This is a genomic window from Mesorhizobium kamtschaticum (genome assembly GCF_056174585.1).
In genome coordinates this window covers 3,410,343-3,433,114 of the sequence record NZ_CM149691.1, presented here as the reverse complement: position 1 = coordinate 3,433,114, position 22,772 = coordinate 3,410,343, and the positions used below count along the sequence as shown (strand labels likewise).

The following is a 22,772-nucleotide window of genomic DNA, read 5'->3' as shown; positions in this document are numbered from 1 at the left end:
CAGTCGCCCCGTCGCCGGCCGTGGAATGGGCGCTGGCGCTTGAAAGAGCCGTTCGCGCTTTCGCCCCAACGATGGGAGAAGCGTGATGATATCAAACAGTTCGGCGGATTCAGATCAACTTTCGGTTTTGGCCAAAGTGCTCGATGACTACTGCCGACAGGCCGGCATCACCACCGGCCACCGGGCCAGGGAACGTCTTGGCCGTCGCGCCATGGAGCTGTTCCAGGGCGGCATGGACAATCCCACGGAACTGCATGCGGCCATTAACTCCAGCTACGACGAGTGGCTCGGCGAGGTCGATCTCGTATCCCCATCTCCACAACAGCCTGTCCTGTGGGCGATCGAACCGGCAATAACGGAACCATCGCCTGCCGAGGCAGTTGGTTCAGGTGGCGGCGGAGCATTGCGCTTCCCTCAAGCTGATGATGCGGATCACTCCGCCATTTCGTCGCCACGCCCCTCCACGGAAGAGTTGTAAGTAAGCAGCGCATCCAGCTGCAGGTCCGCTTGGGTTTTCCTTGGCCATGCTACCGTCCCGGAACGGAATGACTCGCTATTGGAATGTCGGAAGCGTACAGTTCTCCTGTCGCTAGCCACTGAACGGGCGCTGGCGCTTGAGAGTGTCGATCGTACTCCCGCCCCTGCGGGAGCTACGCGATGAATTACGAGATCCCAAAATCGACTGTCACCGGTCAGGCACTGGCCGACGAAACCTTCGCGCAGCCAAGATTCCGCAATGAATTGTTGCGCAAGATGAGCGAGCAGGATCTTGCGCTGCTGGAGCCCGGTCTGCAGCGGATAGCCCTGCCGCTGAGAATGCCACTTGTGACGCCCGGCGTGCCGATTGCAGCCGTCTACTTCATCGAGCACGGCATTGCGTCGGTGGTCGCGCACACGTCCGGCGGCCAGGAGGCGGAGATCGGGTTCATCGGCTTTGAGGGAATGGCTGGATGTTCGCTGGTGATGGCCGACAACCGCTCGCCGCAAGCCTGCTTCGTGCAACTCGAAGGCGAAGCAATGCGCATTGACGCAAACAGCTTTGACGCGGCTCTGACGACCAGCCCTACATTGCGATTGTTCCTGTTGCGCTTCGTCAATTCTCTGCAGATCCAGACCGGGTATACCGCACTCGTCAACGCGCGGCTGAAGTTGGCGGGTCGCCTGGCCCGGTGGTTGCTGATGTGCGACGACCGCGTGGTGGGCGTGCGGTTTTCCATTACCCACGAATTCCTCGCCACGATGCTGGGCGTCAGGCGGCCAGGCGTCACCATCGCCCTGCAGGAATTGGAAGGTCTCGCTCTGATCCGGTCGCGCCGGGGTGAGGTTGTCGTCCTGGACCGGCCTGGGCTGATTGCGCTGGCGGGTGGCGGGTATGGAGTGCCGGAAGCCGAATATGCCAGGCTTTTGGGAGCGATCGGTTCGGAGCCTGAATTGACTGGCTAATGGATTGTCGGAAGCGTACAATTCTCAAGTCGTCCGCCGTCTGCGGCACACGGACGCTTGGGAGCCAAATCAGGTGCTTTCGCCCTTCGGGAGGAAAGTCATGGCTGAAGCAGAACAACCTATTCCGGATGGCGTCGAAGTCACCGAGATCATGGGCGAATGGCGTGTTCGGGTCGTCATCAACGGCAACGTGCACTTGAGCACGTTTGACGTGGAATCCTACGCCCGGTCCTTTGCCGATAGCCAGCGCATGCGCGTAGGGCTGACCCGGCTCGCTTCGCGCATTTAATGCGAGTTGCCCGCGCCGCTCAGATTGTCGGCTTGGTACCAATACTAACCAAAGAAATGTCGGAACCGTACGGTTTTCACCAAGTAAACCTAGAAGTTTATAAAAATTGAATATTATTAGACTGATGCGTCATAGTTAATAGACGACGCCTTGTTTAAGTGCTTAGTCAAGACGTCATCAGCTTTTGCACGGGCGCTGGTGCTTGAGAGCGCTTAACATTCTCCCGCCCAAGCGGGAGCTATGCAGTGACCGTCAACCGGCCAAACATGTTTTCCGGAATTCCCATCGAGCGAAGTGACGGCTCCATTTCGGTGCTTTGTACACTTCCGCAAATGGCCGACGCCTTGGCAGACGACTGGCCGTCCAATGGTTCCATGTTTCTGGCGGCACTTGCCGCCCTGGTGGGGGAACGGGTGGGATGCTGCAGCACAAGGGAAGTCCACCGGGCTTTCATTGCGGCCGCGGTCGAAGCCGATTGTCTTCCTGACAGCTACATGAAGGAGTGAACGCGAAATGCCCCTCACCCTGCGCACGACACTTTGCGAAACGAGAGATGCGTTACACGTGCTGCGACGGGCTTTGTTTGTCCGCGGGCACATCGAAGCCATGGAAGAGATCGATTCCCTCATAGGCGTCGCGGAAGACAAGGCAGTCCACGCGATCGGCAACATTGACCGGGCGGAGATAAGAAAGCCTGTCCTGGTGGCGGTCGCACATCCGGCGGAGCCGGCAGGTATTGTTCTGCCGATTGCGCAGCCGAAGAACCTTGGCGAACTTCGCCAACAGGGCATGGGCCTCAGCGTGTATTGCGGCAATGCGCGCTGTGGTCATTTGCGTTCGCTGGACCTCGATGGCCTGATCGAGACCTACGGCACCCACTATGATTTCAACACCGAAAGGCGGCTGGCATCGAAGCTCGTCTGCAAACGGTGCCAGCATGTTGGAGGGAGATTGGTCGTCGTTTCCGACAAAAGGCCCCGCTATTGAAGACCGGGCGACGGACTAACCTCTGAGCCGCTCGCGCTTTTCGTGCGCGGGCGGAACCTCCTGCGTGACAGCCCGTTCCTGTCTGCGCCTCGGAAGCCCCCCGGCCGAAAAGGCGCAGGAAAGTTAGTCAAACAACTTTTCATTGAGCCCGCCACTGACCCCTCGGTGGCGGGCTCACATTTGTCGGTTTCGTACCAAGGCTCGCTATCGGATTGTCGGAAGCGTACAGTGTTGTTGTCGCTGGCCACTGAACGGGCGCTGGCGCTTGAGAGTGTACATCGTACTCCCGCCCTGAGGGAGTTGAGACGATGAACGACCACACCGACAGCCCGGTTTCTGCCCTCGATTTCCATACCCTTCGCAGCGCATTCAAAAGTCTGGTCGCCGAAGGCTTGTTGCCTGAAGCCATGTGGGTTGGCCATGCCGAGGAAATGGTCAGGAACCTGACCGGATCGAGTGTTGTCGACCCCGAGATTATCCTTCAGATCATCCGAAAGTGACGCCACGAGAATTGGGGAGCATGATCGGGGCAAGTTTGGAAGTTCGGTAGTGGGTCAATTTGAAATTTAGCGCCTTCCAGCCAGAATGCGGGCTTCCCGCAACAGTGACGGCCAATTGCGCCCAAGGAAGGCGATAAGATCGCGGGCTTGATCCTCAGTGATGCCGGTCACTTCGACCAGACGGTGAACAAGATCGTCCGGTGGGCTTGCCTGCTCGTCAGTCATTTGGATGAATTCCCTTCAGCTGGATCAACGCTACCCACACCAGCCAGTTCCTGGTCGCAAACGTACCAGCATCAGTGAATTGACTCGCTTACCAAGTGTCGGAAGCGTACAATTGCTACGTCGCCCGCCTCCAACGGCATACGGGCGCTTGGAAGAGTAGATCACGCTTTCGCCCTATGGGGATATGCGCGATGACCTTTCGCGGAACGGCTGACGAAATCCAGTTGGCAACCCTTACCAGAATTCTAGACGAATATTGCGAGCAAGCCGGGATCGAAGGCTCTCACCCTGCACGAGAGCACCTGGCACGCCGCCTGATCGCCCTTTTCACCGGCGGCATCGATAACCCGGACCATATCAGGACGGCTATGGATGGCATCGCAAAAGACTGGAAACCTGTTCACATGCCGAGAAACGGCTAGGCCGTCGGAAGCCTACAATCGAGGCTCAGGCGGCGCGACCAAACTCGTTCTGGACGATGTCGAGAAGCAGGCCGTCATTGTCCCAACCGACAGGCTCTTTCAGCCGCCAATCGCAGCCCGAGCGGTCGAACACGATCGGTGCCGAATAGAGCTGGGCGAAGCCAAGCACCAACCGTTCGGCGTCGGCGAAGGACAGGTCGCCGTGCCGGTCGGCCAGTTGAGCGGCCAGGACCGGAACGTTAACGATTCCAAACTCGTAGATTGTCTTGACCAGCGTGTAATTCAGGTCGTCGCGCAATTCGATGGGATAGTGGTGCATGGCAAACTCCTGTCCGAAGGACTGGGTTTTCCCTCACTTTCACCATGTGCCAGACGATTCGTTAAAGCAAGACAAATCTCAAAAAATAATTAATAAAATCAATTAGTTAGTATGTTTAGCCAGTGACGCAACAGAGGCACTTTGAGTAGCTGATGCAACAAATGTATTTGGCTACCTCGGAACCAAATAGGCCATTGGCAGATTGTGAGGCACATAAGTCACTTACTCATTCGGCTCACCGGCTGGATTGCCGGAAGCAGGAGGCCATGATGACCGACAATCTTGAACGCCCCGAACGGCTGCAGGTGATGCTGAACGAAGAAGAATTCGCGGCGCTCGACACATGGCGTTTCGACAAGCGTATGCCGAGCCGCGCGGCTGCGGTGCGTGAGCTGCTGCGTCGCGGCCTGGCCGCCGAGGGCTTTCTGCATGCCAACAGCGGCACCCGTTCAGCCGACTTCGGGCTTCTGAGCGACGAACAGGGCGCCGGCAAGACCAAGCGTGCGGATGGGTGAGGATATCAGCCTATCGCGCCGACGGCGGCGCGATAGCGTCCGCCGGGGCTTCGAAGCTTAAAACCTCGATCAGCATGTCGGCAGGTGCGGTCAGGCCCTTGAGGGTGGCATGGATGCCCAACGTCACCGCAGCAAGATGATCTTCAGGCTTGGCGTTGTCGTTCGCCAGCTTGGCGGCGGGCTGCCTTTTCACTTGCGGATGATCCACTCGATGAAGCCGGTATCGACGTGAAGACTGCCGGTGAGTTCGCGCATCATCGCCGTGGCATGCTCCACCCATTGCCCTTCAGGTAGTTGCAACTCGGCGATCGATGCCTTGAAGGCCTTTCTCAAAATGTGGGAATCGTGAGCGGATATCATACCGCCCGGGCCTTGGCCGTCTTCCATCTCATGCCTCCCGGCAGGGCGGGAGTACACGACACTCTCAAGCACCAGCGCCCGTTTCGTGGCCGGTGACCCCTTGGCCTCTAAGGCGATCGTGCGTGCGCGCAACAACAAATGTGATGTCGTTTTGTACCGAGTTGCGCGGCTGCCGGAACGTTTTCTGCCGACCCGCATTTTGAGTGCCATCGAAGCAAAGGAGAATGCCGTGGCCCGACTGCCTCAGGACAAGGACCGAATTGAACGCGCCACCCGCGAAGCCCAATCGATCATTGCCGTGGAACGCCAGGCGCGTGAGGCAAAGACTGCGCGGCTGCGTGAGCAGCGGCTTTCGGCGGGGGCCCCGGTTCCCGCCGGCGCCACTGCGGCAAAACGCAAGCCCAGCGCCCGAAAGGCGACGCACAAAACTACCGACGCGAGGTGAGCTCGTGCTCGACGCTGTATTCGAACACGTCGCCCTCGCCTTCGTCGACCACTCTGAACCAACGGTTCTGCAAGGCCGGCGTCCAAATCGTTTTGCCAGTGATCTTCTGCAGGGCTTCAAGAGCGTTTGTGCCGCTGGCGATATGCGATGCCGAAAGCTCACCGCCGTCCATTTCGTGGATCTGATAGCGTGGCATGGCTGTCCTTCCTCTCAGCCAAACTTCGAGAGGTCGCCTGGGTTCCTGGAACGAAATTCCTTCGACGAACTTGCTGGCATCATGGGCTTCTGTGCACAACACGACCATTGGTGGGCAGCATGAACAAATTCCTCTTCATCGCCGCTGATTTCCTGTCTCGCCCGCCGGGCTTCTACGTCATGATCGTCGCCATGGTGGTGTGTACCGCCTTGGTGCCTTTCGGCCTGACAAACGCCGTCACCTATGCCCTGTCGGTCGCGGCCATCGTCATCACCGGCGTCGTCCTGATCCAGGGCTACCGTGACACCGCCGCCATCCACGCCAAGCTCGACGAGATCATCGTCGCCCTCAACGACACCAGAAACGAAGTCGTCGGGCTGGAACATGCCGACCCGAAGGAAATCAAGGCGAAGCTCGTCAAGCTCGAGGAAGAGGCGGCGAAATCTACTTGCGCAAGATCCAGTCGATAATGTCGTCATCGACATCGTCAATCTCGGTCAGTTCGCGTGCCAGCAGTCTTGCATATTGGCGCCTGTCCCTTTCAGCGACGCGTCGTTCGACGACCGATCGTCTAAAGGCGCCGCGAAGGATCTCGCAGTCGAACGCCGTTACCCCATTGCCTGAATGGTCCTCTGCCATGTCAGTCTCCGCATCGTGGCGGGAGCACCTGAGTTGGCTACCAAGCGTCCGTATGCCGTGCAAGGCGGACGACCTGTGGAGTGTACGCTTTCGTACAGAGATAGCGAGTCAATTCGCAGTGGGGAACGTTGCCATCGCTTCATGGTTGTAGCCTGAGGAAGGGGCTACCGGTGCCGGATCAACCAAGCGTTGTCGAGACCCTGCGCGTCGTCAGGGGGCTGTTGAGCCTTGCACGCAAGGCGGTCATCGATGCGCGTCATGTCGAGGCGATGATCGAGATCGATACGCTCATGCAGGTCGCACAGGCGGAAGCGGACAAGCGGATCGCGATCCTGGAACGGGCCGCTGGTTTGTCCAGGCCATAGACCGCAAGCCGTGGCGCGGCTTCTCAGGCACGCTTTCGGAAAATCCCCGGGACCAAACCGAGCGACGCGCACCACCGTCGGATCGTTTAGCCGGCGGATTTCCACCGCCATCTTCCAAAGCAAGCCTTCGCGCAAAAATGTCGGTTTTGTACCAATGGTGAATTGGTACGTTTCCGACACTAACTTTGACGTCGATCTTTTCGTATGCGAGCGGCAGTGGGGGACGCCGTGCATCGAATTCCAGACCGTATTCCTAGGTTCTTCCGTTCAAAGCCCCTATATCTAGGCAATCGTCGGCACGTTGATACGGGCGCGGACGGCTGGGAGATCGGATGGCTCTTGCCCTGCATTGGGCCGCGCCATGACTAGATTCGATCTCGACCGAAACCATCAATACCGAAACCTGCTGCTGCTGCACATGAGCGCGGATGACCTCGCCCTGCTGGAGCCGCATATGCAGCGTTGCGAGTTGCCGCTGCGCATGATGCTTGTCACGCCCCATGTCCCGATCGAGGCGGTCTATTTTCCCGAACAGGGCATTGGCTCGGTTGTCGCCAGGACGGTGAGCGGCCACGAGGCGGAGGTCGGCTTCATCGGCGTCGAGGGCATGACCGGAAGCGCCCTGGTGATGGGCGACGACCGTTCGGCGCATGCATGCTTCGTACAGCTTGAAGGCGAGGCCATCCGCATCGATGCCGCGCCTTTCAACGCAGCCCTTGCGGCCAGCCCGACCTTGCGCCTGTTCCTGCTGCGTTTTCGTCAACGCCCTGCACACCCAGGCCGGCTGTACGGCGCTGGTCAATGCAAGGCTGAAACTCGAGGAGCGGCTGGCGCGCTGGCTGCTGATGTGCGACGACCGGGTGCCCGGTGAGCGCCTGGCCATCACCCACGAATTCCTGTCCATCATGCTTGGCGTGCGGCGGCCCGGCGTCACAGTCGCGCTGCAATTGCTGGAAGGCCGCGCGCTGATCCGCTCGCGCCGCGGCGAGATCGTCATTCGCGACCGCGCCGGGCTGCTGGAACTCGCCAATGGCGGTTACGGCGAACCCGAAGCGGAATATGCCAGGCTGATCGGTCAGATCATGCCAGGCTGATCGGTCAGATCATGCCAGGCTGATCGGTCAGATCATGCCAGGCTGATCGGAACGATCATGTCGGGCTGATCTGTGAGATCGTCTCCTGCCGGTGCGAAGTCTGGCGAAAAGGCTCAAGGCGGGCGCCTCAGGCGCGTCGCTGCCTTGCCCGCGTCCGGCTTGGCGCCCTTGCCTGGAAGTCGGCAACAGCGCCGCTTCCGCCAACCTCCCTGCCAACTGGCATGCCGGCATGCTCCAGGCCGGCGAGCTTGCACTTCGTCTGCTCGGCCGCCGCGCCGATCAGGCAATCGATGGCAAACATGGCGCCGGCGTGATCGCTTGCCGCGACCGCCTGGCGGATCTTGTTCAATTGAGCGTGAGTATAGTCGAGAAGATCGATCAGCTCTGCATGGTCCAAAGCACTCTCCATCATTCGATGTCGAGAGGCCGATCCAGGTCGCTCTTCGTGCTAAATTACGCCCATTCGCATGACTTGCATAGGCAATATGTAAGAAACGTACAGTTCCACGCCTCGGAACCGGCCGGCTGCACTGGCGACAGTATCCGATCGGGATTGACCAAGAATCCCGTGCGCATTGGCCAAAGGTCCCATTCGCCGAATCGTCGCTATGTGCGAGATTGCTGAATATAAGCAATTGCTGAACAACGGTCCGAACGGCTGTCGAGGGGCGTGCCGTGCCAATCCGCAAGAATCTTGCCGCGAATCTGCGACGGCTGGTCTCCGGCCATGCGTCGGTGAGCGCCGTATGCCGCGGATTGAACATGAACCGCACGCAGTTCGAGCGCTATCTGCAAGGCAAGAGCGTGCCCAACCGCGCGACGGCGAAGCTGATCTGCGCCTACTTCCGCATCGACGAGGATGAATTGTACCGCGCGCCGGAGCCCGTCGCGCCCGAACACCCGTTGCTGTCGCCGCTCCACCAGACGCTTTACGAGAACATGGTGCGCGGCCCCGCTCCCGCAATCGCCGGCGGCACCTATTTCACCTACTTCGCTGTTCCGGATCGTCCCGACCTTCTGATGCGGTCGGTCACCTTCGTGCGGCGCGGGGCCGAGCAGGTGACCTTCAGGCGCGTGACCCACTGGGCCGAAGGCCTCCGCCGGGGCGGAGCGCGGGCGCCGGGCTGGCACTATGGCGTGGCGATCTCGCAGCTGAACTGGATCTATTTCGCCGGCATCAACCGCCGCCAGACCGGCGAGCCGTCCATCGTTGCCGTGCAGTGGGCGCCGTTCTCGGAGCCGGTCCTGGTCGGCAGCGCCTTCGTCCTGACCGGAACGAGGCCGGTCTGCGTAAAGGTCATCATGCGCCAGGAGGTCGGCAAGATCAGCCTGAGGCAGGCGCTGCAGATGTCCGGCATCGTCAGCCTCGACGACCCGCGCCTCGACCAGCTTGTGGCCAGCCTTGTGCGTGAAGGCTAGAGTGCGGACCAACAGACGTTGGCCCGGGCCAACAGACGTTGGCCCGGGCTAACAGGAATTCGCGATGCTCAACAGCTTCGACTATGGCGGCAAGGAAGCCGACACGGTGCACGCGCTCGAGGAGGACATCATCTTCGGCCGGCTGGCGCCCGGCACGCGCCTGGTCGAGGATGTGCTGCTCGCCCGCTTCCCGGTTTCGCGCCACATCATCCGCCAGGCGCTCTACCAGCTGGAAAAACTCGGCATCGTCACGCGTGAGCGCAACAAGGGCGCCATGGTGCGCCGGCTCTCGCCCGACGAGGTGCGCCAGATCTACGAAGTGCGCGAAATGCTGCAGCGCCAGGCGGCGCTGATGATCCCCCTGCCGGTCAGCGACGAACTGATCGCGCAATTGACTGACATCCACCGCACCTACAGCGGCCATGTCGACAATGGCTATCTCAGAGGCATCCACGAAGCCAATGACCGTTTCCATCTCACAATGTTCTCGGCCTGCGGCAACGCCTATCTCGTCTCCTCGATCGAACACTACATGCGCCTCAGCCTGCCGGTGCGGGCCAATTCACTGGCCGACCGGGAAAAGCTCGACGTCTCGCGCCAACACCACGCAATGATGATCGAGGCGCTGAAACGCCGGGACAACTGGGTGCTGGCGCAGCTCTGCGTCGACCATTTGCAGCCGAGCAAGGTGTTTTATCTCCGGGAGATCGAGACGGTGGCGGCGGGCTAAAGCAACGGTCTTCCGCCGAACACTCTCCCTACCTGACCTTGACGACAACCTTGCCCTTGGCACGCCCCGCTTCGACATAGGCCAATGCCTCGTTGGTCTTCTCGAACGGAAACGTCCGGTCCATGACGGGGCGTATGAAGCCGGATTCGATGAGCGAGGTGATCTTGCCCAGCTGATCGCCCTGCGCCCACATGAACAGGAAAGAATATCCGACACCGGCGCGTCTGGCCTTGCCGCGTATGCCGCGGCTCAGCAGGCGCAGGACCAGCTTCAGCACCATGTTCAGCCCCTGCTTGCTGGCAAATGCGGGATCCGGCGGACCGGAGATGGAGATGAGTTTCCCGCCCGGCTTCAGCACATGCAGGGATTTTTCGAGCGTTTTGGCGTCCTGGCTGTTCAGGACGACGTCGTAGCCTTGCAGGATTTTCTCGAAATCGTCTTTCTTGTAGTCGATGACGATATCGGCTCCGAGACCTTTCACCAGATCGGCATTCGCCGCGCTCGCCGTTGTCGCGACGGTCGCGCCGAGATGCTTCGCCAGCTGGATGGCGAAGGTCCCCACTCCGCCCGAGCCGGCCTGGATAAACACCTTCTGACCTGTCTTCAGCCCGGCTGTCTCGACCAGCACCTGCCAGGCGGTCAGGCCCACCAGCGGAATCGAGGCGGCTTCTTCCATGCTGAGGTTTTTCGGCTTCAGCGCCACATCGGCTTCATCCATGGCGATAGATTGGGCGAACGTGCCGATCCGCCCGTCGCGCGACCGCGCATAGACTTCGTCACCTGGCTTGAATTTGCGGACCTTCGATCCGGCCCGCACGACGATCCCCGCCACGTCATGGCCCAGGATGAACGGCGGGCGATAGGGCAATATCGGCTTGAACTCCCCATCCCGAAGTTTTGAATCCAGAAGGTTCACCCCGGCGGCGTGAATTTCGACCAGGACATCATTGTCCCGCAACTCGGGCTCCGGCATCTCGGCGAGCCGCAGGGCGCCCTTCTTTTGATACTTGTCGACAACAAAGGCTTTCATCATGGTCGCTTTCTAAATATCCGCGGCTTCGTTCAGACAGGCAGGCGAAATTGCTTGCGCAAGATCTTGTCGAACATCGCTGCCGGCGCGAACCGGCGCAGCATGCTTACCTGCCGCGCTGCCTTGCCGGCGGTGTAGCGCCGCAGCGGATGCCTGTCGGTCGCGGCCTTAAGAACCACCTTCGCCACCACATCAGGCAGATCGGCCTTGGGCATCACGTCGCGAAGCAGTGCCTCGAAACCGGCCCGCGCCTCATCATATTCCTTCATGACGGAATCGGGCTCGAATCCGTTCTGGTCGAACACGGTGCGCACGAATGCCGGTTCGATGACCGAAACGCGGATGTTGAAGGCGCGAACCTCATGGTCAAGCGATTCCGAATAACCTTCAAGCGCGTGCTTGACGGCCGATAATGGGCCGAGTACGGCGCCGGGACCACCCCCAGGATCGAGCCGATATTGACGATGCGCCCCTCGCCCAGCCGCCGCATCGACGGCAGCACCGCGTGGATCATCCGCATGACGCCAAACAGGTTGACGTCGAACAGGGCCTGCGACTGCGAGACCGAGGACTCTTCCGCGCCGCCCAGCAGCCCGATACCGGCATTGTTGACCAACAGGTCTATCCGGCCGGTCTTGCCGAGGACAGTCGAGACCAGGGACGCGACGGACGCGTCGTCGGTCACGTCGCAAACCAGCATCGATATCCCGTTCGAGCTCTGGTTGGATGCCTTGCGGCTGGTGCCGAAGACAGTGAAGCCGGCGCGTGCCAAAATCTCGGCACTGGCACGGCCAATGCCCGAGGAGGCGCCGGTCACGACAGCGGTCTTTCCCGAATTCCGGTTCATTGTGAAGGCTCCAAACGTAAGAGGTCTTGCCTGCGGTCGGCAGTTGAATTATGATCGTAATATCACATTACACTCATAATGCAATAGGAAAACGAGAAGGAGCCATCATGCGCTATGACAAGGGCCGGAAGGACGCATCACGCAGCCGGATCATGGAGGTCGCTTCGCACCGCTTCCGAGGTGACGGCATCGCCGCGTCCGGACTGGCCAGCATCATGAGCGACGCCGGGATGACGAACGGCGCCTTCTATCCGCACTTCCAGTCCAAGGCCGACCTCGTGCGCGAGAGCATGGCATCGGCACTGGAAACCCAGTCGCAGCAATTGCAGCAGGCACTGGCCTCAGGCGGCCTGGAACTGGCCATGGCGATGTATCTGTCGCCCGAGCACCGGGATCATCCGGAGACCGGCTGTGCTTCCGCCGCGCTGTTGCCGGAAATCGCGCGTCAACCGCCCGAGACGCGTGGTCTCTACACCGAAAAACTGCTGACCCTGGTGCGCCAATTGACCAAGGACCTGCCGCCGCACACCCGTGATCCCGAAGGCGTGGCGTTGGGCGTCTTCGCCGCGCTCATCGGCGCCCTTCAATTGGCCCGTGCGGTGGAGGGAACGGAATTGTCGGACCGCATCCTCGCCGCGGGCGCCGATGCAGCGCGCGCGCTGACCCGGCCGCGGCAGAAGGACGAAGCGTCCTAGAGCCGCTGACGAACAGCGACGAGGTGGTGGTGGTGCAGTTCCTGGCCAGTGCCGGCCAGCGCACCATGCCGCTCGAAATGCTCATCGGCCTGCGCGAAAAACTCTCGCCCGCCATCACCGCCGCCGCGACGCTGATGATGGCGCTGTCGATCGCGCTGCTGGTGGTGGCGAACCTGCTTGCCCGGCGCGGCCAGGGCCGGCGGGTAGCAAGCGGTTGAGCCCTGCTTCAACAGCCATCGGCAATCCCCGCAGAAAACAGTGAAACTTTTCGCGCGGCGTCCTCGTTGCTGCTGGCATCGCCTTCCCAAGGCGATCGCAGACCTCCGATCAATGCCCCGCCGGCCCTGTCGGTGGGGCCTTTTTTCGAGGCGGCCGGCGCGGAACAATCGGAGAGTCGGAAATCGCAGGATGCTGCGACGTCCGGCCGGCTCAGCGTCTAGTCGCGATCCGCGTCGGTGGCGGGCGCTGTCATCCGAGGCGCGGCAGCCTATTCGTCGTAGGGATCGATAAGTTTGCCGGTGGCGACGTCGCGGCGCTCGCGCCGGATGACGGTCGCCCGCAACTCCCAGTCCGGCATGTGGCGATCGAAATCGAGGGAATTGGCCAATGACATACCGGAGGCGAGTTCGATGTGGCCGAACCGTTCCGTCCGGACGATCTTGCCACTGGCCGCTTCCGACAGATCGAACAGCTGGACCTTCCAGGTATAATCGTCACCCCAGATGCAGCCGGCGACAAAGCCGGTGGTCAGCGACAGCCAGGGGCCGATCGACCAGCCATAACTGAGCTTATCGTCTTCCGGCAGCTTGAACGTCTCGGCCCGGGTTTCGAACACCCATTTCTCTTTCAGCTCGCCCGTTGCCCGTTGTGTGTACGTCGCCTTCCTGTAGCGCGGCACATACAGCTCGACCGGACAAGAGCCATCGGGTGTCGGCTCCTCGCCGCCCAGGTCCCGGCAATCCGGCAGGCTCATCACCCGCGTCGCGGTGTAGTCGCTGGAGTAGAGCGCATACCAGGCGCCATCGATCTCGAACGGCTCGAAGGTTTCTTCGCCCCAGCGGGGGTGATTGCGCTCATACGTCCCAATCCAGCTGTTGCCATCGAAGATGTTGACGGTCGCCGATCCCCAGACGCCGGGCGAACGCGGCGCTGCAACCACCTCGACCCGGAACCGCCTTGCGCTCAATCCTGCCTTCATGCGGCGCTCTATATCAGCAAGGGCGGCTCGCCTTCCAGAGCCTGCCGCGTGGCTGAAACCGGCAGCGACGATTGCCAGACCGCCTGGAACGGCAGGAGGTTGTGCTCGAACAAGTCGCCGGCAATGCCGCTGATCTCGGCATCGGGTGATTCCATCGCCCATTCGACGAAACGGTCGACAACGACACGCCGCGCCTGGCTGGCCAGCCCGAGACCGAAGCGCCGCACCACCGGATCGGCATGGTCGAGCATAGATTTGACGATATCGGGAGTAACGCATCCATATTCGGGATAGATTTCAAGGATGGTCGAGAAGGACGATTTGGGTCTCAGCAGCGCCGCATGCTTGCGGGCAAGCTGCAACTGCCAGCCGCCGTGGCATTGGACGGACCGGATCGCACCCCATCGCGGGCCGGCATGCTCGTCATCGAGATGAAGAAGCGCACGCCCGAGGAATTCGCCATCACCTTGCTTGCTGCAGTTCCAGATCGACTCGGCGGCATCGAAACGGGTGCGCGTTCCCGGATCGTCGAGGAGACCGGCGAGATCGCCGATCATCGCGTTGATCTCGCGACCCTTGAAGGTGGCAAGAAACGCGCCCGTCGCCCTTGTATGTCCATTGCCGGAAGTGAGCAGCAGGCGCAGGCTCTCCAGCGGCACTGTCTTGCCGAGTTCGGACAGGAAGTCATTGGCAAGCCTGCCGTCGCCGCCATCATAGTCGGGCGACAACAGGGTCTTCAGCATATTTTGGGGGGTCATGGCAAAGGGTGGCTTTCCCACCCGCATAGGTTAGACGTTGAGCCTAGGATGACCGGCGGCAGTCGTCAACCATGGCTGGCCGCGCATCGCCGGCTGACAAAAGATCCACCACCAGTTGGACCTGAGGCGCGCGCCAGCTTATCCGGTCTTGCCGCGATGCAGTTGCGTCGGCGATAATCCGTAAGGCAGGCCAAGGCCGCCCCGGAGAACCCCGATGTCGCTCAGCCCTTTGCTCCATGCTTCGCCGGTCATCCAGATCCATGCGCTGATCGCCATCGCCGCGCTGCTGCTTGGCGCCATGCAGCTGTGGCGCGCAAAGGGCGACCGGCTGCACCGGGCGCTTGGCCGCGTCTGGGTGGCGCTGATGGCCACGGTTGCCGGCTCCGGCCTGTTCATCTGGACGATCCGGCTGTGGGGACCGTTCAGCCCGATCCACCTTCTGTCGCTGTTGGTGCTGGTGATGCTGTGGCGCGGCGTGCGCGCCGCGCGCGGCGGCACCATTGCTGCGCACCGCCGCATCATGCAGGGCACCTACATTTTCGGCCTGATCATTACCGGGCTTTTGACCTTCATCCCCGGCCGCACCATGTACTTCGTCGCCTTCGGCCCGCAGGGCGCGACACCACAGAAGTTGGTGGTGTTTGCCGCCTTGGTGGTGGCAGCGGCAGCGGCGGGGCTCTACGCCGCGCGCGGTGCCCGGGCGGCGAGTTGAGTGTCGCCGCCAACTTACGAGCGGCGACTCCCGGCCGGCTTATGCGCCCTTCCCAGACACGACGACGATCGCGGTGACGCGGGAGAGCTGCTCGCGCTTGCGCAGCGTCGGCTTTTCGTAGGTCTTCTTCATGATATCCCCTTGCCCAAGTGATGGGCCGAGATTGCACCATGGACCGATGGCGTCAAGCGGCGGCCGAGATATCAGCGCGGTGACGGCGACCGTAAACGCCACCGTGTTGCTCTGTCACCACGAACGGGCTGGCGAAAATGCTCCGCGCCCGCTCAGATCGGGCCGGACGCCACGAAGGCGACGACGCCGGACAGCTTCTCGCGCTTCACCAGAACCGGCTTTTCGTAGGTCTTCTTCATGGATATCCCCAATCAAATCAACAGCACCTGACGGCGCACACCGCCATCGAGGCACTTTGCAACTGCGATGCTTTGGAAGTGCGAAGCCGGGTTCAGCGCTTCACCTTGAGGCAATGCTGGCGACCACTTTCGACAGCTTTTCGCGCTTTTCGAGAATCGGCTTTTCGTAAGTCTTCTTCATGGAATGCCCCCGATGCCCAGAATTTGCCCCGCGCAGGTCGCTACGGAAGCCTTTGCTTGTCAAGCCATGACTAAACAAGGTTTCGTGATTGCCGTCGACTTTCGTGGCCCATCCCACAATTGCGCGTCGAGGCATCCTCGTCGCTTCCGACCGCTTCCTTTTTCTGGCCATGTTGCACTGCGAAAAACTTGTTGCATTGCGGTAGCGGCCTGCCAGGCCGACAGTGGCAAGAGTTGGGCTTGAGGGGGTTTGCACCAGGAGGCCTCGTGGCGACATCGTTCCGGCCTGACATACAGGGATTGCGCGCGCTGGCTGTCGGCGGCGTCGTTGCCTATCATTTCGGCCTCACCGCACTGCCCGGCGGCTTTGCCGGCGTCGACATCTTCTTCGTCATCTCCGGCTGGCTGATCACCACGCACCTGATGCGCGAGATCACCGAGACCGGCCGGCTCGACCTCTGGCGCTTCTATGCCCGCCGCGCCCGGCGGCTTTTGCCGGCAGCTTTGTTCGTCATCCTGGCGACTCTCGCCGCTGGCCATTTCATACTGGCGCCGCAGGAGCAGGCGCTCTATTCGCGCGGCGCCATGTTCGCCTCGGCCTACGCCATCAATCTGTGGCTGCTGCGCTGGTCGTTCGATTATTTCGCTGCCGATGCCCTAGGCAATCCGTTCATCCACTTCTGGTCGCTGTCGGTGGAGGAGCAGTTTTACCTCGCCTGGCCGGCGCTGCTGCTGTTGGCCGCCTGGCTGCAACAGGGCAAGCGCATGGCCGTGATCGTGATCGGTGTCGCCGGCCTCGCCTCCTTCGTCGCCTGCCTGTGGCTCACCAGCCTCTCGCCGGCCTGGGCCTTCTACTTCTCGCCGCTGCGCGCCTGGGAGTTCGCCGCCGGCGGCCTGGCGACGCTGGCGCCGGCGACATGGCTGCGCCGCGCATGGTTGCGGGCCGCACTTGGCTGGCTCGGCCTGGCGCTGATCGCCGTCGCCTATCTCTGCTTGAGCGAAGACTTGCCCTTCCCCGGCTGGTATGCACTGCTGCCGGTTGCCGGCACGGTGCTGGTGCTGCTGGCGGGCGAAGAGCACGACGCAGAGAGCCCGACCGGCTGGCAGGGCCTCACGCCCGCCGCGGCGCTCTCGCTGCCACCGCTGCAATGGATCGGCGCGCTCTCCTATTCGCTCTATCTCTGGCACTGGCCGATCATCGTCTATGCGCAAATGCTGGTGCCGGATCTCAGCGCCCCACAGCGGCTCGGCTGCGGCGCACTGGCACTGGCGCTGGCATTCCTCACCTATCGTTTGATCGAGAATCCGGCACGGCGCGGCGGCTGGCTGACGGCGGGCGCTCGAGCGTTGGCTCCGGCCCTGGCGCTGACCGGTGTGGGCGTGGCGGTGACCTATGCCAATGCGCATCTCGCCACGCGCAATATCGACCCGGCCCAGCGCGGCATCGAACAGGCCGCCGAACAGCCCTCCACCGCGCGCGCCACCGACGAAAACTGCCTGCTCGACTTCCACACCGTGACGCCGAAACCCTGCACATTCGGCGCGGCCGACGCCGCCCACACCATCGTGCTGTTCGGCGATTCGCACGCCGACCACTGGTCGACGCCGCTGGTCGAGGCGGCCAGACGCAACGACACCAAGGTCGTCACCTATCTCAAATCCTCGTGCCGCGCCTCGCGGCTGCCGACCTTCAGCGCGGTGCTGAAGCGCGACTACACCGAATGCGACGCCTGGCGCGAACAGGCGATCGCGGACATCATCCGCCGCAAGCCGCGCCTGGTGGTGATCTCGGAATTCTCGATCGGCAACCTGACGCGCGACATGCCCGCCGCCGGTCGCAAGGCCGAGACCGCGCGCTGGCAGGCCGGCCTGCGCTCCACGCTACAGGCCTTCAGCCAGGCCGGCGTCGAGACCGCCGTCATCCGCGACACCCCGATCGGCGACAGTTTCGCCGATTCCTGCGTGGCCCGCGCGCTCTGGTGGCGCGAAGCCCCCTCGCGCTGCGACACGCCGAGAGCGCAGGCCGCCAATGACGGTGCGGCAGCAGCCGAGCGCGCCGTGGTCAAAAGCGTGCCCGACACGCTCTATGTCGACCTCACCGACCGCTTCTGCGGCGCCACCGAATGCCACGTCTTCATATCAGGCAAACTGGCGTTTCGTGACAGGCACCATCTGGCGACGGCCTTTGCGGAGACGCTGGAGGGGCCGCTTGAGAGGGCGCTGTTTTAGGCGACTTGAGTTCCCATTCTCCCCGCTGACGGGGAGTTATCACGTTGATTGAACATATAGCATTCCCTAACATCGACGCCATTGGCGATGGGGGATTCTGCAATGGCTACCCGCAATGTTGTGAACCTTGATGCTCTTATCCCGCGGGAGGATTTATCGGCCCCGGCTGAGTCAGGAGGGGACATCCCCGGCCTTAAGATTAGCGATCTCAAGCCGGGGCTTGTCTATAGCTGGTTGCGCAAGCCAGACTTCCAGCGAGAAACCCCCAACTGGACGCCGGAACAGGTTGTTGGACTGATCGAGACTTTTGCCAACGGCAATATCATCCCCGCCATCATTCTTTGGCAGAACGGCCAGCGCGTTTTCGTCGTTGATGGCGCCCACAGGCTGAGCGCGCTTGCCGCTTGGGCCAATGATGACTATGGCGCGGGCACGATTTCCGCAAAACACTATGGGAACGCGGTTCCTGAACATCAGCGCGTTATGCACGATCTGACGCGGAAAATGGTGAAAGAAAGGATCGGCTCGTACGAAGCCCATGAGTTTGCCGCACAGTATCAGAAGGCAGACGATCCGGAATTGCTAAAACGCGCGTCCTTAATTGGCTTCAAATCCATTGATACTCAGTGGATCAAAAATGCCGGAGTCCAGCAGGCTAAGAGTGCGTTCTTTCGAATAAACGAAGGTGGCACCCCAATTGATGCGACCGAAACCAGAATACTGCGCGCCGGCAATTCAGCCCTTGCGATTGCATCGCGGGCTATTACGCGGGCCGGGACTGGACACGCGTATTGGAAAAAATTCGATCAGCTTCACAAGCAGCAGGTAGAGGAGTTGGGGGCCGCCGTGAACAAGCTTCTGTTTAATCCCCCGCTACAGCTGCCGATCAAAACTCTAGAGGTGCCGTTGGCTGGATTCGGCTACGGCGCATCCGTTCTGCCGTTCTGTTTCGACCTAATCTCTCTTGCCAATGGCCTACTCATTCCGGATTCTTCAACGAAGAAAAAAGGGCTGAAAAACGAACTCCCGGAAGATCCAGATGGGAGCGCAACCATCGATTATCTCAAATCTGCAAAGCGTTTGGTTGAGTTCCTGCTATCTACGGCACCTCAATCTCTAGGGTTACATCCCGCATTGTATTTCTACACATCTGCTGGTGGATTTCAGTCGGCCGCGCTGTTCAACGTCCTTTCATGGTTGATCCAGCTGGAGCAGAAGGGCGAAATTGTAAACTTTTTGAAGGTCCGCAATAAATTTGAACAAATGATCATGGACCATCCCGTACTCGGAAAGCCCGCAACCCATCGGCTGGGCAGCGGCGGACGAACGCGACGGCGAATGATGCTTCTCTACGACAGAATGCTGTATATCTTGAGTGTGGGAACCGCGCCCGGTGAAGCATGGACATCTATCATAGGTGAATCGGACTTTGCGTTTCTTGCCAGCGAGGACGCGGAGCATAAAGAGCGCCGGGGAACGGGAACGGCTGGTGCGGGCTTCTCTCGGGGGGCGAAGTCCGGTGGCTTCATTGAATCAGCTCTGCCCACCGCCCATAGATGCGTATTGTGTGGCGGTCTGCTGCATAGCAACGCCATCGTCACGGATCACGAGGACGAAAAATCGAAGGGTGGCAGCTCAGCAGGTGCGAATGGACGGCCAGTCCACCCGCGCTGCAACAGCGAGAGAGAGAACCTGATCTGAGCAAGCAACCCTTGGAAGATTTCTCGCCAAAGGAAACCGCTAACGCCGTGACGAGGTAATCCGCCGTATGGCGGAATACCCGCACTTCTGATCCCAATGCGCGAGCGCCAGGAAATGGCGGCCCAGCCGTCTTGCGCGCCTGTGTCCGCTTGGCTGTCACACGAATCCATGGAACGAGACCGCGCCTCGGGGGTTATATTAGACCAACCTTGAAAAGGAGGCAGCTATGAAGAAGCTCCTGCTCGTCTCGGTTATCGCCATTGCTTCGGCGGCGGCGATGATCGCCCCTGCCGCCGCCCGCAGCCACGTCTTTATCGGTATCGGCGGCGGCTATAACAACTATTACGGCAATGACTATTACGATGGTTATGGGGACTATGGCGGCCGCTACGTCTATAGCCCCTACGACGCCTATGACGACGGCTACCGGCCGCGCTATTTCCACCGGCACCACCGGTGCCACATCGAAGTGATCAATCACTGGCGTCATCATCACAGGATCGTCGAGGAAGTCCGCGTCTGCGGATGACCTGACCCTGGTGACACGGATCCGGCCGGCATCGCCGGTCGGATCGTTACGCCGTACTCTCACCGCCCCATCATCATCCCATAATGCACCGCCAGCAGGTCGAGCCCGACCTTCAGCAGCTTCGTCACCACATCCCTGCCCTCGCCGGCCTGTTCCGCCACGCCTTTGACCGACTCCCCCGCGCAGCAGACTTTTTGCACCACCGCCGCGACCTCCCAATGGCCCAGCGCCCTGGTGGCGGCGGCATGGGCGCGGCCGGCGTCGAGCACGCTGTCGGCGATGCCGCCGCCGTGGCGGCCGCCGTCGACGCGTTCGGTCCAGCGCATCGGTTTGACGCTGGCCTGGTGGCTGCACTGGAAATCCTCGCGGTAGCGCTGGCCGGCCTCGCGCTGCTGGCGCGACAGCGAGGTGATGCCGACAAGCGGGTCGATGGTGCGCACCCGCACGATGCCGCCGGTGGAGGTGTAGCCGTCATTCGACACTTCGTAGACGCGCCGCGCCTCGGCCGTTCCGGCAGCCAGCCGCTTGCGGCCGAAGGCGTCGTCGCTGAGCGCAAAATCATGACCGACCTCGCGGCGAATGCGCACCTGCTCGGCCTCGCCCTTGGGGAGCTTCGGCGCCTGCGGTTTGGCGGGTTTGGATTTTTTGGGCATGGGTGGCTCCTTGGGTTCTTGGGATTGGGTGGTGGTGTTTTGGTAGAGAGGTCGGCGGGACAGCGCCCCCCTCTGCCCTGCCGGGCATCTCCCCCACGAGGGGGGAGATCGGATGCGTCGCGGCCTTCGCCAATCGCCAGCGTTGCGGAGAAGGCGGCGCGGGCCGTACTGCCAATCTCCCCCCGTGTGGGGGTTGAGGAGTGGTCCGCGCAGCGGACGGGAAGCCAATTGCTTGGCTTTCCGAGCGACGAAAGCCGGCAGGCCAGCGGGGGGCGCTGTCCCGCCGACCTGTCTGAGATGATCATCCCATCACCTGCTTCACGGGCGCTTGCGCCACCCGCCGCGCCATCAGTTCGCGCATCACCCGCCGCTCCCGCACCTCAATGCAGAGCTGCGCGCTCGACGGGCAGAACTGGGCGTTGCCGCTTTTCACCTCGCCGCGCACGAAGCGCTGGATGGCGGCCTGCAGATCGGCAAGCTCGGCATCGCGCACGGCACCGAGATAGCCGCGCATCTGCATCTCGACATCAGTCAGGGCGGATTGCGGGAAGCATGAGAACATCGCGGCCAGCGCCTTCGTCGCCTGCTGCAGTTCGGCTGCGGTCATGGCTGCGGATGTCCTCGATGATGGCGTTGGCGGCGTCGGCATGGGTTTTCGGCCGCTGCCAGCCGGGTTTTTTCCCCGAAAAGACGGGAGCCGTTTTGTTTTTACCCGCGGGGGAAAAGGCGCCAGCCTTTTCCTTCTGGTTTCTGGAGTCTGGAGAATGCCGCGGCGAAGCGCCGGCATTTGCCGCCACATGGACCTTTGTTTTCAAGGCCGTAGCCATGCCACCGCGTGCCCCGGCGGCGGCCCTCGCCTCGCTTTTGACCTGCGCCTTGTGCAGCTCTTTGGTCAGCCTTTTGTGGCCGATCTCGCCCGCCTCGCGCTCGAAGAAGGTCAACAGATCGGCGCTGATGGCGCGCCACTTCTTGAGCGACAGCCGCGCCACCCGCGCCAGCTTGGCGTCGTCGTCGGGCAGCCGGCCGCCGGCGTTCCACATCGCCATCAGGATCAGCATGTAGGCGCCGATCTGCTCGGTGGAGAGCTGCAACGTGTCGCCGACGAAATCGGAGACGTAGAGCTGCATGAAGGGCCGCTCGCTCATGCCGGGCCCCTGCTTACACGCCAGCTAATGGAACCAGCCGCCGGTCCGCACGTTATGCCGCGACCAATCCAAGGGGAGGTTTGCCGATGACGGCTTTCATGCCGATTACGCTGCGCTTTTGCGACAACAAGACCATGCTGGTCGGTTCGGTGGCCGATGCCGAGACGGCGCTGCGCCAGCAATGGCCCGACAAGACCGCGCCCAGCTATCTCAATGCCGCAAGGCTGGTCAGGCTCGCCATCGAGGGCACTTGCTGCCCGCGCACCGCCTTCGAGGCCTTCAGCAAGGCCGCCAGACAGCAGAGCATATTGGTGGCCAGGCCGAGAAGCCGTGCGCATGACTGGCTCGATGCCGCCGCCAACCCGTGATACTGTGGCGACGGCGATGCAACCGCGCGACGGCCTCATGCGTTTATGAGCGTAGGCTTTAAAGCCGCGCCGAGATTGAAGGTGAACGCCGTGGGTACGATGAAAACCGGAGTGCCGCTTAAAGTGAGCCTGGACGGGCAGGTCGAGGAGATCGACAGCGTCAGCGATGCCGCCGATTTCCTGCAGCGCTGGCCGGTCGAACGGCGCGGCCACGTCTACCGCAGCGCGCTCAACGCCTGCAGTGCCGCGATCGCGGCGCAGATATCGGAATCCGACGCGATAAAAGTGTTCACCGGCTTTGCCCGCGTCAGCGGCATATTGGTCGAAGCCAGTGGCCCGCCGATGCGGCTGGAGGCACGTTCCGTGCAGAGCCGCATGCCCAAGCAGGGCCGGCAGATGCCGAAATAG

General features: G+C 61.7%; 37 protein-coding genes and 2 pseudogenes. 22 read left to right on the top strand and 17 right to left on the bottom strand.

The annotated features are described in order from the left end of the window. Nucleotides 1-85 precede the first annotated feature (85 nt). From AC0V7N_RS16910 to AC0V7N_RS16885, 6 genes are all read left to right on the top strand, one after another. Nucleotides 86-478, top strand: coding sequence for a hypothetical protein (locus AC0V7N_RS16910; protein ID WP_475459478.1), 393 nt, complete (start codon nucleotides 86-88; stop codon nucleotides 476-478). 275 nt (nucleotides 479-753) lie between these two features. Beyond that, on the top strand, nucleotides 754-1,443 hold the full coding sequence (locus AC0V7N_RS16905; protein ID WP_496627973.1) for a helix-turn-helix domain-containing protein: 690 nt from the start codon (nucleotides 754-756) through the stop codon (nucleotides 1,441-1,443). Nucleotides 1,444-1,543: 100 nt separating this feature from the next. Next, entirely contained in the window at nucleotides 1,544-1,732 is a 189-nt protein-coding gene (locus AC0V7N_RS16900; protein ID WP_475459476.1) for a hypothetical protein, read from the top strand. Nucleotides 1,733-1,977: 245 nt separating this feature from the next. Continuing rightward, entirely contained in the window at nucleotides 1,978-2,238 is a 261-nt protein-coding gene (locus AC0V7N_RS16895; protein WP_475459474.1) for a hypothetical protein, read from the top strand. Nucleotides 2,239-2,245: 7 nt separating this feature from the next. Beyond that, a complete protein-coding gene (locus AC0V7N_RS16890; protein WP_475459471.1) occupies nucleotides 2,246-2,719 on the top strand; it encodes a hypothetical protein in 474 nt (157 codons plus the stop codon). A 308-nt stretch (nucleotides 2,720-3,027) separates the two neighbouring features. Further along, a complete protein-coding gene (locus AC0V7N_RS16885; RefSeq protein ID WP_475459468.1) occupies nucleotides 3,028-3,219 on the top strand; it encodes a hypothetical protein in 192 nt (63 codons plus the stop codon). Nucleotides 3,220-3,285: 66 nt separating this feature from the next. On the opposite strand, the gene AC0V7N_RS16880 is transcribed toward AC0V7N_RS16885, so the two are convergent. Next, nucleotides 3,286-3,444 (bottom strand): hypothetical protein, encoded by a 159-nt coding sequence (locus tag AC0V7N_RS16880; protein WP_475459465.1) that lies wholly within the window; start codon nucleotides 3,442-3,444, stop codon nucleotides 3,286-3,288. 191 nt (nucleotides 3,445-3,635) lie between these two features. Between AC0V7N_RS16880 and AC0V7N_RS16875 the strand changes: the two genes are divergently transcribed. Further along, nucleotides 3,636-3,866 (top strand): hypothetical protein, encoded by a 231-nt coding sequence (locus AC0V7N_RS16875; RefSeq protein WP_496627972.1) that lies wholly within the window; start codon nucleotides 3,636-3,638, stop codon nucleotides 3,864-3,866. A gap of 25 nt (nucleotides 3,867-3,891) precedes the next feature. Here AC0V7N_RS16875 and AC0V7N_RS16870 read toward each other — a convergent pair whose 3' ends face one another. Further along, nucleotides 3,892-4,185: a hypothetical protein gene (locus AC0V7N_RS16870; RefSeq protein WP_496627971.1), complete on the bottom strand. Its 294-nt coding sequence runs from the start codon at nucleotides 4,183-4,185 to the stop codon at nucleotides 3,892-3,894. A 269-nt stretch (nucleotides 4,186-4,454) separates the two neighbouring features. Here AC0V7N_RS16870 and AC0V7N_RS16865 point away from each other — a divergent pair, with 269 nt between their 5' ends. Then, nucleotides 4,455-4,700, top strand: coding sequence for a hypothetical protein (locus AC0V7N_RS16865; RefSeq protein WP_475459457.1), 246 nt, complete (start codon nucleotides 4,455-4,457; stop codon nucleotides 4,698-4,700). Between the two features lie 10 nt (nucleotides 4,701-4,710). Here AC0V7N_RS16865 and AC0V7N_RS16860 read toward each other — a convergent pair whose 3' ends face one another. Further along, nucleotides 4,711-4,893: a hypothetical protein gene (locus AC0V7N_RS16860; protein ID WP_475459454.1), complete on the bottom strand. Its 183-nt coding sequence runs from the start codon at nucleotides 4,891-4,893 to the stop codon at nucleotides 4,711-4,713. After that, nucleotides 4,890-5,087 (bottom strand): hypothetical protein, encoded by a 198-nt coding sequence (locus AC0V7N_RS16855; protein WP_475459452.1) that lies wholly within the window; start codon nucleotides 5,085-5,087, stop codon nucleotides 4,890-4,892. Before AC0V7N_RS16855 ends, AC0V7N_RS16860 begins: the two co-directional genes overlap by 4 nt. 91 nt (nucleotides 5,088-5,178) lie before the next feature. Here AC0V7N_RS16855 and AC0V7N_RS16850 point away from each other — a divergent pair, with 91 nt between their 5' ends. Further along, the gene (locus AC0V7N_RS16850; protein ID WP_496627970.1) at nucleotides 5,179-5,505 is read left to right on the top strand and encodes a hypothetical protein; all 327 of its coding nucleotides are present in this window, start codon (nucleotides 5,179-5,181) and stop codon (nucleotides 5,503-5,505) included. Here AC0V7N_RS16850 and AC0V7N_RS16845 read toward each other — a convergent pair. Continuing rightward, a complete protein-coding gene (locus AC0V7N_RS16845) occupies nucleotides 5,489-5,701 on the bottom strand; it encodes a hypothetical protein (protein WP_475459447.1) in 213 nt (70 codons plus the stop codon). The genes AC0V7N_RS16850 and AC0V7N_RS16845 overlap by 17 nt on opposite strands. A 119-nt stretch (nucleotides 5,702-5,820) precedes the next feature. Between AC0V7N_RS16845 and AC0V7N_RS16840 the strand changes: the two genes are divergently transcribed. Further along, on the top strand, nucleotides 5,821-6,171 hold the full coding sequence (locus AC0V7N_RS16840; RefSeq protein WP_475459445.1) for a low affinity iron permease family protein: 351 nt from the start codon (nucleotides 5,821-5,823) through the stop codon (nucleotides 6,169-6,171). Here AC0V7N_RS16840 and AC0V7N_RS16835 read toward each other — a convergent pair. Further along, nucleotides 6,146-6,340: a hypothetical protein gene (locus AC0V7N_RS16835; protein WP_475459442.1), complete on the bottom strand. Its 195-nt coding sequence runs from the start codon at nucleotides 6,338-6,340 to the stop codon at nucleotides 6,146-6,148. The genes AC0V7N_RS16840 and AC0V7N_RS16835 overlap by 26 nt on opposite strands. Before the next feature lie 170 nt (nucleotides 6,341-6,510). Here AC0V7N_RS16835 and AC0V7N_RS16830 point away from each other — a divergent pair, with 170 nt between their 5' ends. Beyond that, entirely contained in the window at nucleotides 6,511-6,705 is a 195-nt protein-coding gene (locus AC0V7N_RS16830; protein WP_475459439.1) for a hypothetical protein, read from the top strand. 361 nt (nucleotides 6,706-7,066) lie between these two features. Then, nucleotides 7,067-7,799 (top strand): annotated as a pseudogene (locus AC0V7N_RS16825) (Crp/Fnr family transcriptional regulator). A 127-nt stretch (nucleotides 7,800-7,926) separates the two neighbouring features. Here AC0V7N_RS16825 and AC0V7N_RS16820 read toward each other — a convergent pair. Further along, on the bottom strand, nucleotides 7,927-8,196 hold the full coding sequence (locus tag AC0V7N_RS16820; protein WP_475459437.1) for a hypothetical protein: 270 nt from the start codon (nucleotides 8,194-8,196) through the stop codon (nucleotides 7,927-7,929). A gap of 278 nt (nucleotides 8,197-8,474) precedes the next feature. Between AC0V7N_RS16820 and AC0V7N_RS16815 the strand changes: the two genes are divergently transcribed. Then, entirely contained in the window at nucleotides 8,475-9,218 is a 744-nt protein-coding gene (locus AC0V7N_RS16815; RefSeq protein WP_475459435.1) for a helix-turn-helix domain-containing protein, read from the top strand. Nucleotides 9,219-9,282: 64 nt separating this feature from the next. Then, nucleotides 9,283-9,948, top strand: a complete 666-nt coding sequence (locus tag AC0V7N_RS16810; protein WP_475459433.1) for a GntR family transcriptional regulator — start codon at nucleotides 9,283-9,285, stop codon at nucleotides 9,946-9,948. 28 nt (nucleotides 9,949-9,976) lie between these two features. Here the strand turns inward: AC0V7N_RS16810 and AC0V7N_RS16805 are convergent, their stop codons facing one another. Then, nucleotides 9,977-10,978, bottom strand: coding sequence for an NADP-dependent oxidoreductase (locus AC0V7N_RS16805; RefSeq protein ID WP_475460358.1), 1,002 nt, complete (start codon nucleotides 10,976-10,978; stop codon nucleotides 9,977-9,979). A 32-nt stretch (nucleotides 10,979-11,010) separates the two neighbouring features. Then, nucleotides 11,011-11,825, bottom strand: a pseudogene (locus tag AC0V7N_RS16800) (oxidoreductase). Between the two features lie 107 nt (nucleotides 11,826-11,932). On the opposite strand from AC0V7N_RS16800, the gene AC0V7N_RS16795 reads away from it, so the two are divergent. Together AC0V7N_RS16795 and AC0V7N_RS16790 are read left to right on the top strand one after the other, a co-directional pair. Further along, the gene (locus tag AC0V7N_RS16795) at nucleotides 11,933-12,520 is read left to right on the top strand and encodes a TetR/AcrR family transcriptional regulator (RefSeq protein ID WP_475459427.1); all 588 of its coding nucleotides are present in this window, start codon (nucleotides 11,933-11,935) and stop codon (nucleotides 12,518-12,520) included. A 29-nt stretch (nucleotides 12,521-12,549) separates the two neighbouring features. Next, complete coding sequence (locus AC0V7N_RS16790; RefSeq protein ID WP_475459425.1) at nucleotides 12,550-12,738, top strand: ABC transporter permease subunit; 189 nt, start codon at nucleotides 12,550-12,552, stop codon at nucleotides 12,736-12,738. 269 nt (nucleotides 12,739-13,007) lie between these two features. On the opposite strand, the gene AC0V7N_RS16785 is transcribed toward AC0V7N_RS16790, so the two are convergent. Continuing rightward, a complete protein-coding gene (locus tag AC0V7N_RS16785; RefSeq protein ID WP_475459423.1) occupies nucleotides 13,008-13,718 on the bottom strand; it encodes a hypothetical protein in 711 nt (236 codons plus the stop codon). A gap of 8 nt (nucleotides 13,719-13,726) precedes the next feature. Then, complete coding sequence (locus AC0V7N_RS16780; RefSeq protein ID WP_475459421.1) at nucleotides 13,727-14,476, bottom strand: hypothetical protein; 750 nt, start codon at nucleotides 14,474-14,476, stop codon at nucleotides 13,727-13,729. 214 nt (nucleotides 14,477-14,690) lie between these two features. On the opposite strand from AC0V7N_RS16780, the gene AC0V7N_RS16775 reads away from it, so the two are divergent. Further along, the gene (locus AC0V7N_RS16775) at nucleotides 14,691-15,188 is read left to right on the top strand and encodes a DUF2306 domain-containing protein (protein WP_475459418.1); all 498 of its coding nucleotides are present in this window, start codon (nucleotides 14,691-14,693) and stop codon (nucleotides 15,186-15,188) included. 39 nt (nucleotides 15,189-15,227) lie between these two features. Here the strand turns inward: AC0V7N_RS16775 and AC0V7N_RS16770 are convergent, their stop codons facing one another. The 3 genes from AC0V7N_RS16770 to AC0V7N_RS16760 form a co-directional block, all read right to left on the bottom strand. Beyond that, on the bottom strand, nucleotides 15,228-15,320 hold the full coding sequence (locus tag AC0V7N_RS16770) for a putative RiPP precursor (RefSeq protein ID WP_475459416.1): 93 nt from the start codon (nucleotides 15,318-15,320) through the stop codon (nucleotides 15,228-15,230). Between the two features lie 152 nt (nucleotides 15,321-15,472). Further along, nucleotides 15,473-15,571 carry a putative RiPP precursor gene (locus AC0V7N_RS16765; RefSeq protein WP_475459414.1) on the bottom strand — a complete coding sequence of 33 codons (99 nt, stop codon included), beginning with the start codon at nucleotides 15,569-15,571 and terminating at the stop codon, nucleotides 15,473-15,475. A gap of 88 nt (nucleotides 15,572-15,659) precedes the next feature. Then, nucleotides 15,660-15,995, bottom strand: coding sequence for a hypothetical protein (locus AC0V7N_RS16760; protein WP_496627969.1), 336 nt, complete (start codon nucleotides 15,993-15,995; stop codon nucleotides 15,660-15,662). Nucleotides 15,996-16,006: 11 nt separating this feature from the next. On the opposite strand from AC0V7N_RS16760, the gene AC0V7N_RS16755 reads away from it, so the two are divergent. From AC0V7N_RS16755 to AC0V7N_RS16745, 3 genes are all read left to right on the top strand, one after another. Then, a complete protein-coding gene (locus AC0V7N_RS16755; protein ID WP_475459413.1) occupies nucleotides 16,007-17,968 on the top strand; it encodes an acyltransferase family protein in 1,962 nt (653 codons plus the stop codon). A 102-nt stretch (nucleotides 17,969-18,070) separates the two neighbouring features. Next, entirely contained in the window at nucleotides 18,071-19,669 is a 1,599-nt protein-coding gene (locus AC0V7N_RS16750; RefSeq protein ID WP_496627967.1) for a GmrSD restriction endonuclease domain-containing protein, read from the top strand. A 226-nt stretch (nucleotides 19,670-19,895) separates the two neighbouring features. Further along, nucleotides 19,896-20,198 (top strand): hypothetical protein, encoded by a 303-nt coding sequence (locus AC0V7N_RS16745; RefSeq protein WP_475459408.1) that lies wholly within the window; start codon nucleotides 19,896-19,898, stop codon nucleotides 20,196-20,198. 59 nt (nucleotides 20,199-20,257) lie between these two features. On the opposite strand, the gene AC0V7N_RS16740 is transcribed toward AC0V7N_RS16745, so the two are convergent. The 3 genes from AC0V7N_RS16740 to AC0V7N_RS16730 all read right to left on the bottom strand — a co-directional run bounded on the left by AC0V7N_RS16740 (nucleotide 20,258) and on the right by AC0V7N_RS16730 (nucleotide 21,996). Continuing rightward, nucleotides 20,258-20,851 (bottom strand): DUF6456 domain-containing protein, encoded by a 594-nt coding sequence (locus tag AC0V7N_RS16740; protein ID WP_475459406.1) that lies wholly within the window; start codon nucleotides 20,849-20,851, stop codon nucleotides 20,258-20,260. A gap of 301 nt (nucleotides 20,852-21,152) precedes the next feature. Continuing rightward, nucleotides 21,153-21,365 (bottom strand): hypothetical protein, encoded by a 213-nt coding sequence (locus AC0V7N_RS16735; protein ID WP_475459403.1) that lies wholly within the window; start codon nucleotides 21,363-21,365, stop codon nucleotides 21,153-21,155. Nucleotides 21,366-21,378: 13 nt separating this feature from the next. Then, the gene (locus AC0V7N_RS16730; protein ID WP_475459401.1) at nucleotides 21,379-21,996 is read right to left on the bottom strand and encodes a YdaU family protein; all 618 of its coding nucleotides are present in this window, start codon (nucleotides 21,994-21,996) and stop codon (nucleotides 21,379-21,381) included. A gap of 86 nt (nucleotides 21,997-22,082) precedes the next feature. On the opposite strand from AC0V7N_RS16730, the gene AC0V7N_RS16725 reads away from it, so the two are divergent. Together AC0V7N_RS16725 and AC0V7N_RS16720 are read left to right on the top strand one after the other, a co-directional pair. Then, complete coding sequence (locus tag AC0V7N_RS16725; protein ID WP_475459398.1) at nucleotides 22,083-22,364, top strand: DUF982 domain-containing protein; 282 nt, start codon at nucleotides 22,083-22,085, stop codon at nucleotides 22,362-22,364. A gap of 99 nt (nucleotides 22,365-22,463) precedes the next feature. Further along, nucleotides 22,464-22,772, top strand: coding sequence for a DUF982 domain-containing protein (locus AC0V7N_RS16720; protein WP_475460356.1), 309 nt, complete (start codon nucleotides 22,464-22,466; stop codon nucleotides 22,770-22,772).

Excerpts from the sequence above, each read along its gene's own strand:
- AC0V7N_RS16730 (WP_475459401.1), bottom strand. The coding sequence starts at position 21,996 with ATGAGCGAGCGGCCCTTCATGCAGCTCTACGTCTCCGATTTCGTCGGC.
- AC0V7N_RS16750 (WP_496627967.1), top strand. The coding sequence starts at position 18,071 with ATGGCTACCCGCAATGTTGTGAACCTTGATGCTCTTATCCCGCGGGAG.
- AC0V7N_RS16880 (WP_475459465.1), bottom strand. The coding sequence starts at position 3,444 with ATGACTGACGAGCAGGCAAGCCCACCGGACGATCTTGTTCACCGTCTG.
- AC0V7N_RS16725 (WP_475459398.1), top strand. The coding sequence starts at position 22,083 with ATGACGGCTTTCATGCCGATTACGCTGCGCTTTTGCGACAACAAGACC.
- AC0V7N_RS16770 (WP_475459416.1), bottom strand. The coding sequence starts at position 15,320 with ATGAAGAAGACCTACGAAAAGCCGACGCTGCGCAAGCGCGAGCAGCTC.
- AC0V7N_RS16805 (WP_475460358.1), bottom strand. The coding sequence starts at position 10,978 with ATGAAAGCCTTTGTTGTCGACAAGTATCAAAAGAAGGGCGCCCTGCGG.
- AC0V7N_RS16885 (WP_475459468.1), top strand. The coding sequence starts at position 3,028 with ATGAACGACCACACCGACAGCCCGGTTTCTGCCCTCGATTTCCATACC.
- AC0V7N_RS16870 (WP_496627971.1), bottom strand. The coding sequence starts at position 4,185 with ATGCACCACTATCCCATCGAATTGCGCGACGACCTGAATTACACGCTG.
- AC0V7N_RS16855 (WP_475459452.1), bottom strand. The coding sequence starts at position 5,087 with ATGGAAGACGGCCAAGGCCCGGGCGGTATGATATCCGCTCACGATTCC.
- AC0V7N_RS16735 (WP_475459403.1), bottom strand. The coding sequence starts at position 21,365 with ATGCGCGGCTATCTCGGTGCCGTGCGCGATGCCGAGCTTGCCGATCTG.
- AC0V7N_RS16845 (WP_475459447.1), bottom strand. The coding sequence starts at position 5,701 with ATGCCACGCTATCAGATCCACGAAATGGACGGCGGTGAGCTTTCGGCA.
- AC0V7N_RS16900 (WP_475459476.1), top strand. The coding sequence starts at position 1,544 with ATGGCTGAAGCAGAACAACCTATTCCGGATGGCGTCGAAGTCACCGAG.
- AC0V7N_RS16875 (WP_496627972.1), top strand. The coding sequence starts at position 3,636 with ATGACCTTTCGCGGAACGGCTGACGAAATCCAGTTGGCAACCCTTACC.
- AC0V7N_RS16720 (WP_475460356.1), top strand. The coding sequence starts at position 22,464 with ATGAAAACCGGAGTGCCGCTTAAAGTGAGCCTGGACGGGCAGGTCGAG.
- AC0V7N_RS16775 (WP_475459418.1), top strand. The coding sequence starts at position 14,691 with ATGTCGCTCAGCCCTTTGCTCCATGCTTCGCCGGTCATCCAGATCCAT.
- AC0V7N_RS16745 (WP_475459408.1), top strand. The coding sequence starts at position 19,896 with ATGAAGAAGCTCCTGCTCGTCTCGGTTATCGCCATTGCTTCGGCGGCG.
- AC0V7N_RS16905 (WP_496627973.1), top strand. The coding sequence starts at position 754 with ATGAGCGAGCAGGATCTTGCGCTGCTGGAGCCCGGTCTGCAGCGGATA.
- AC0V7N_RS16785 (WP_475459423.1), bottom strand. The coding sequence starts at position 13,718 with ATGAAGGCAGGATTGAGCGCAAGGCGGTTCCGGGTCGAGGTGGTTGCA.
- AC0V7N_RS16780 (WP_475459421.1), bottom strand. The coding sequence starts at position 14,476 with ATGACCCCCCAAAATATGCTGAAGACCCTGTTGTCGCCCGACTATGAT.
- AC0V7N_RS16795 (WP_475459427.1), top strand. The coding sequence starts at position 11,933 with ATGCGCTATGACAAGGGCCGGAAGGACGCATCACGCAGCCGGATCATG.
- AC0V7N_RS16890 (WP_475459471.1), top strand. The coding sequence starts at position 2,246 with ATGCCCCTCACCCTGCGCACGACACTTTGCGAAACGAGAGATGCGTTA.
- AC0V7N_RS16810 (WP_475459433.1), top strand. The coding sequence starts at position 9,283 with ATGCTCAACAGCTTCGACTATGGCGGCAAGGAAGCCGACACGGTGCAC.
- AC0V7N_RS16740 (WP_475459406.1), bottom strand. The coding sequence starts at position 20,851 with ATGCCCAAAAAATCCAAACCCGCCAAACCGCAGGCGCCGAAGCTCCCC.
- AC0V7N_RS16835 (WP_475459442.1), bottom strand. The coding sequence starts at position 6,340 with ATGGCAGAGGACCATTCAGGCAATGGGGTAACGGCGTTCGACTGCGAG.
- AC0V7N_RS16840 (WP_475459445.1), top strand. The coding sequence starts at position 5,821 with ATGAACAAATTCCTCTTCATCGCCGCTGATTTCCTGTCTCGCCCGCCG.
- AC0V7N_RS16910 (WP_475459478.1), top strand. The coding sequence starts at position 86 with ATGATATCAAACAGTTCGGCGGATTCAGATCAACTTTCGGTTTTGGCC.
- AC0V7N_RS16865 (WP_475459457.1), top strand. The coding sequence starts at position 4,455 with ATGACCGACAATCTTGAACGCCCCGAACGGCTGCAGGTGATGCTGAAC.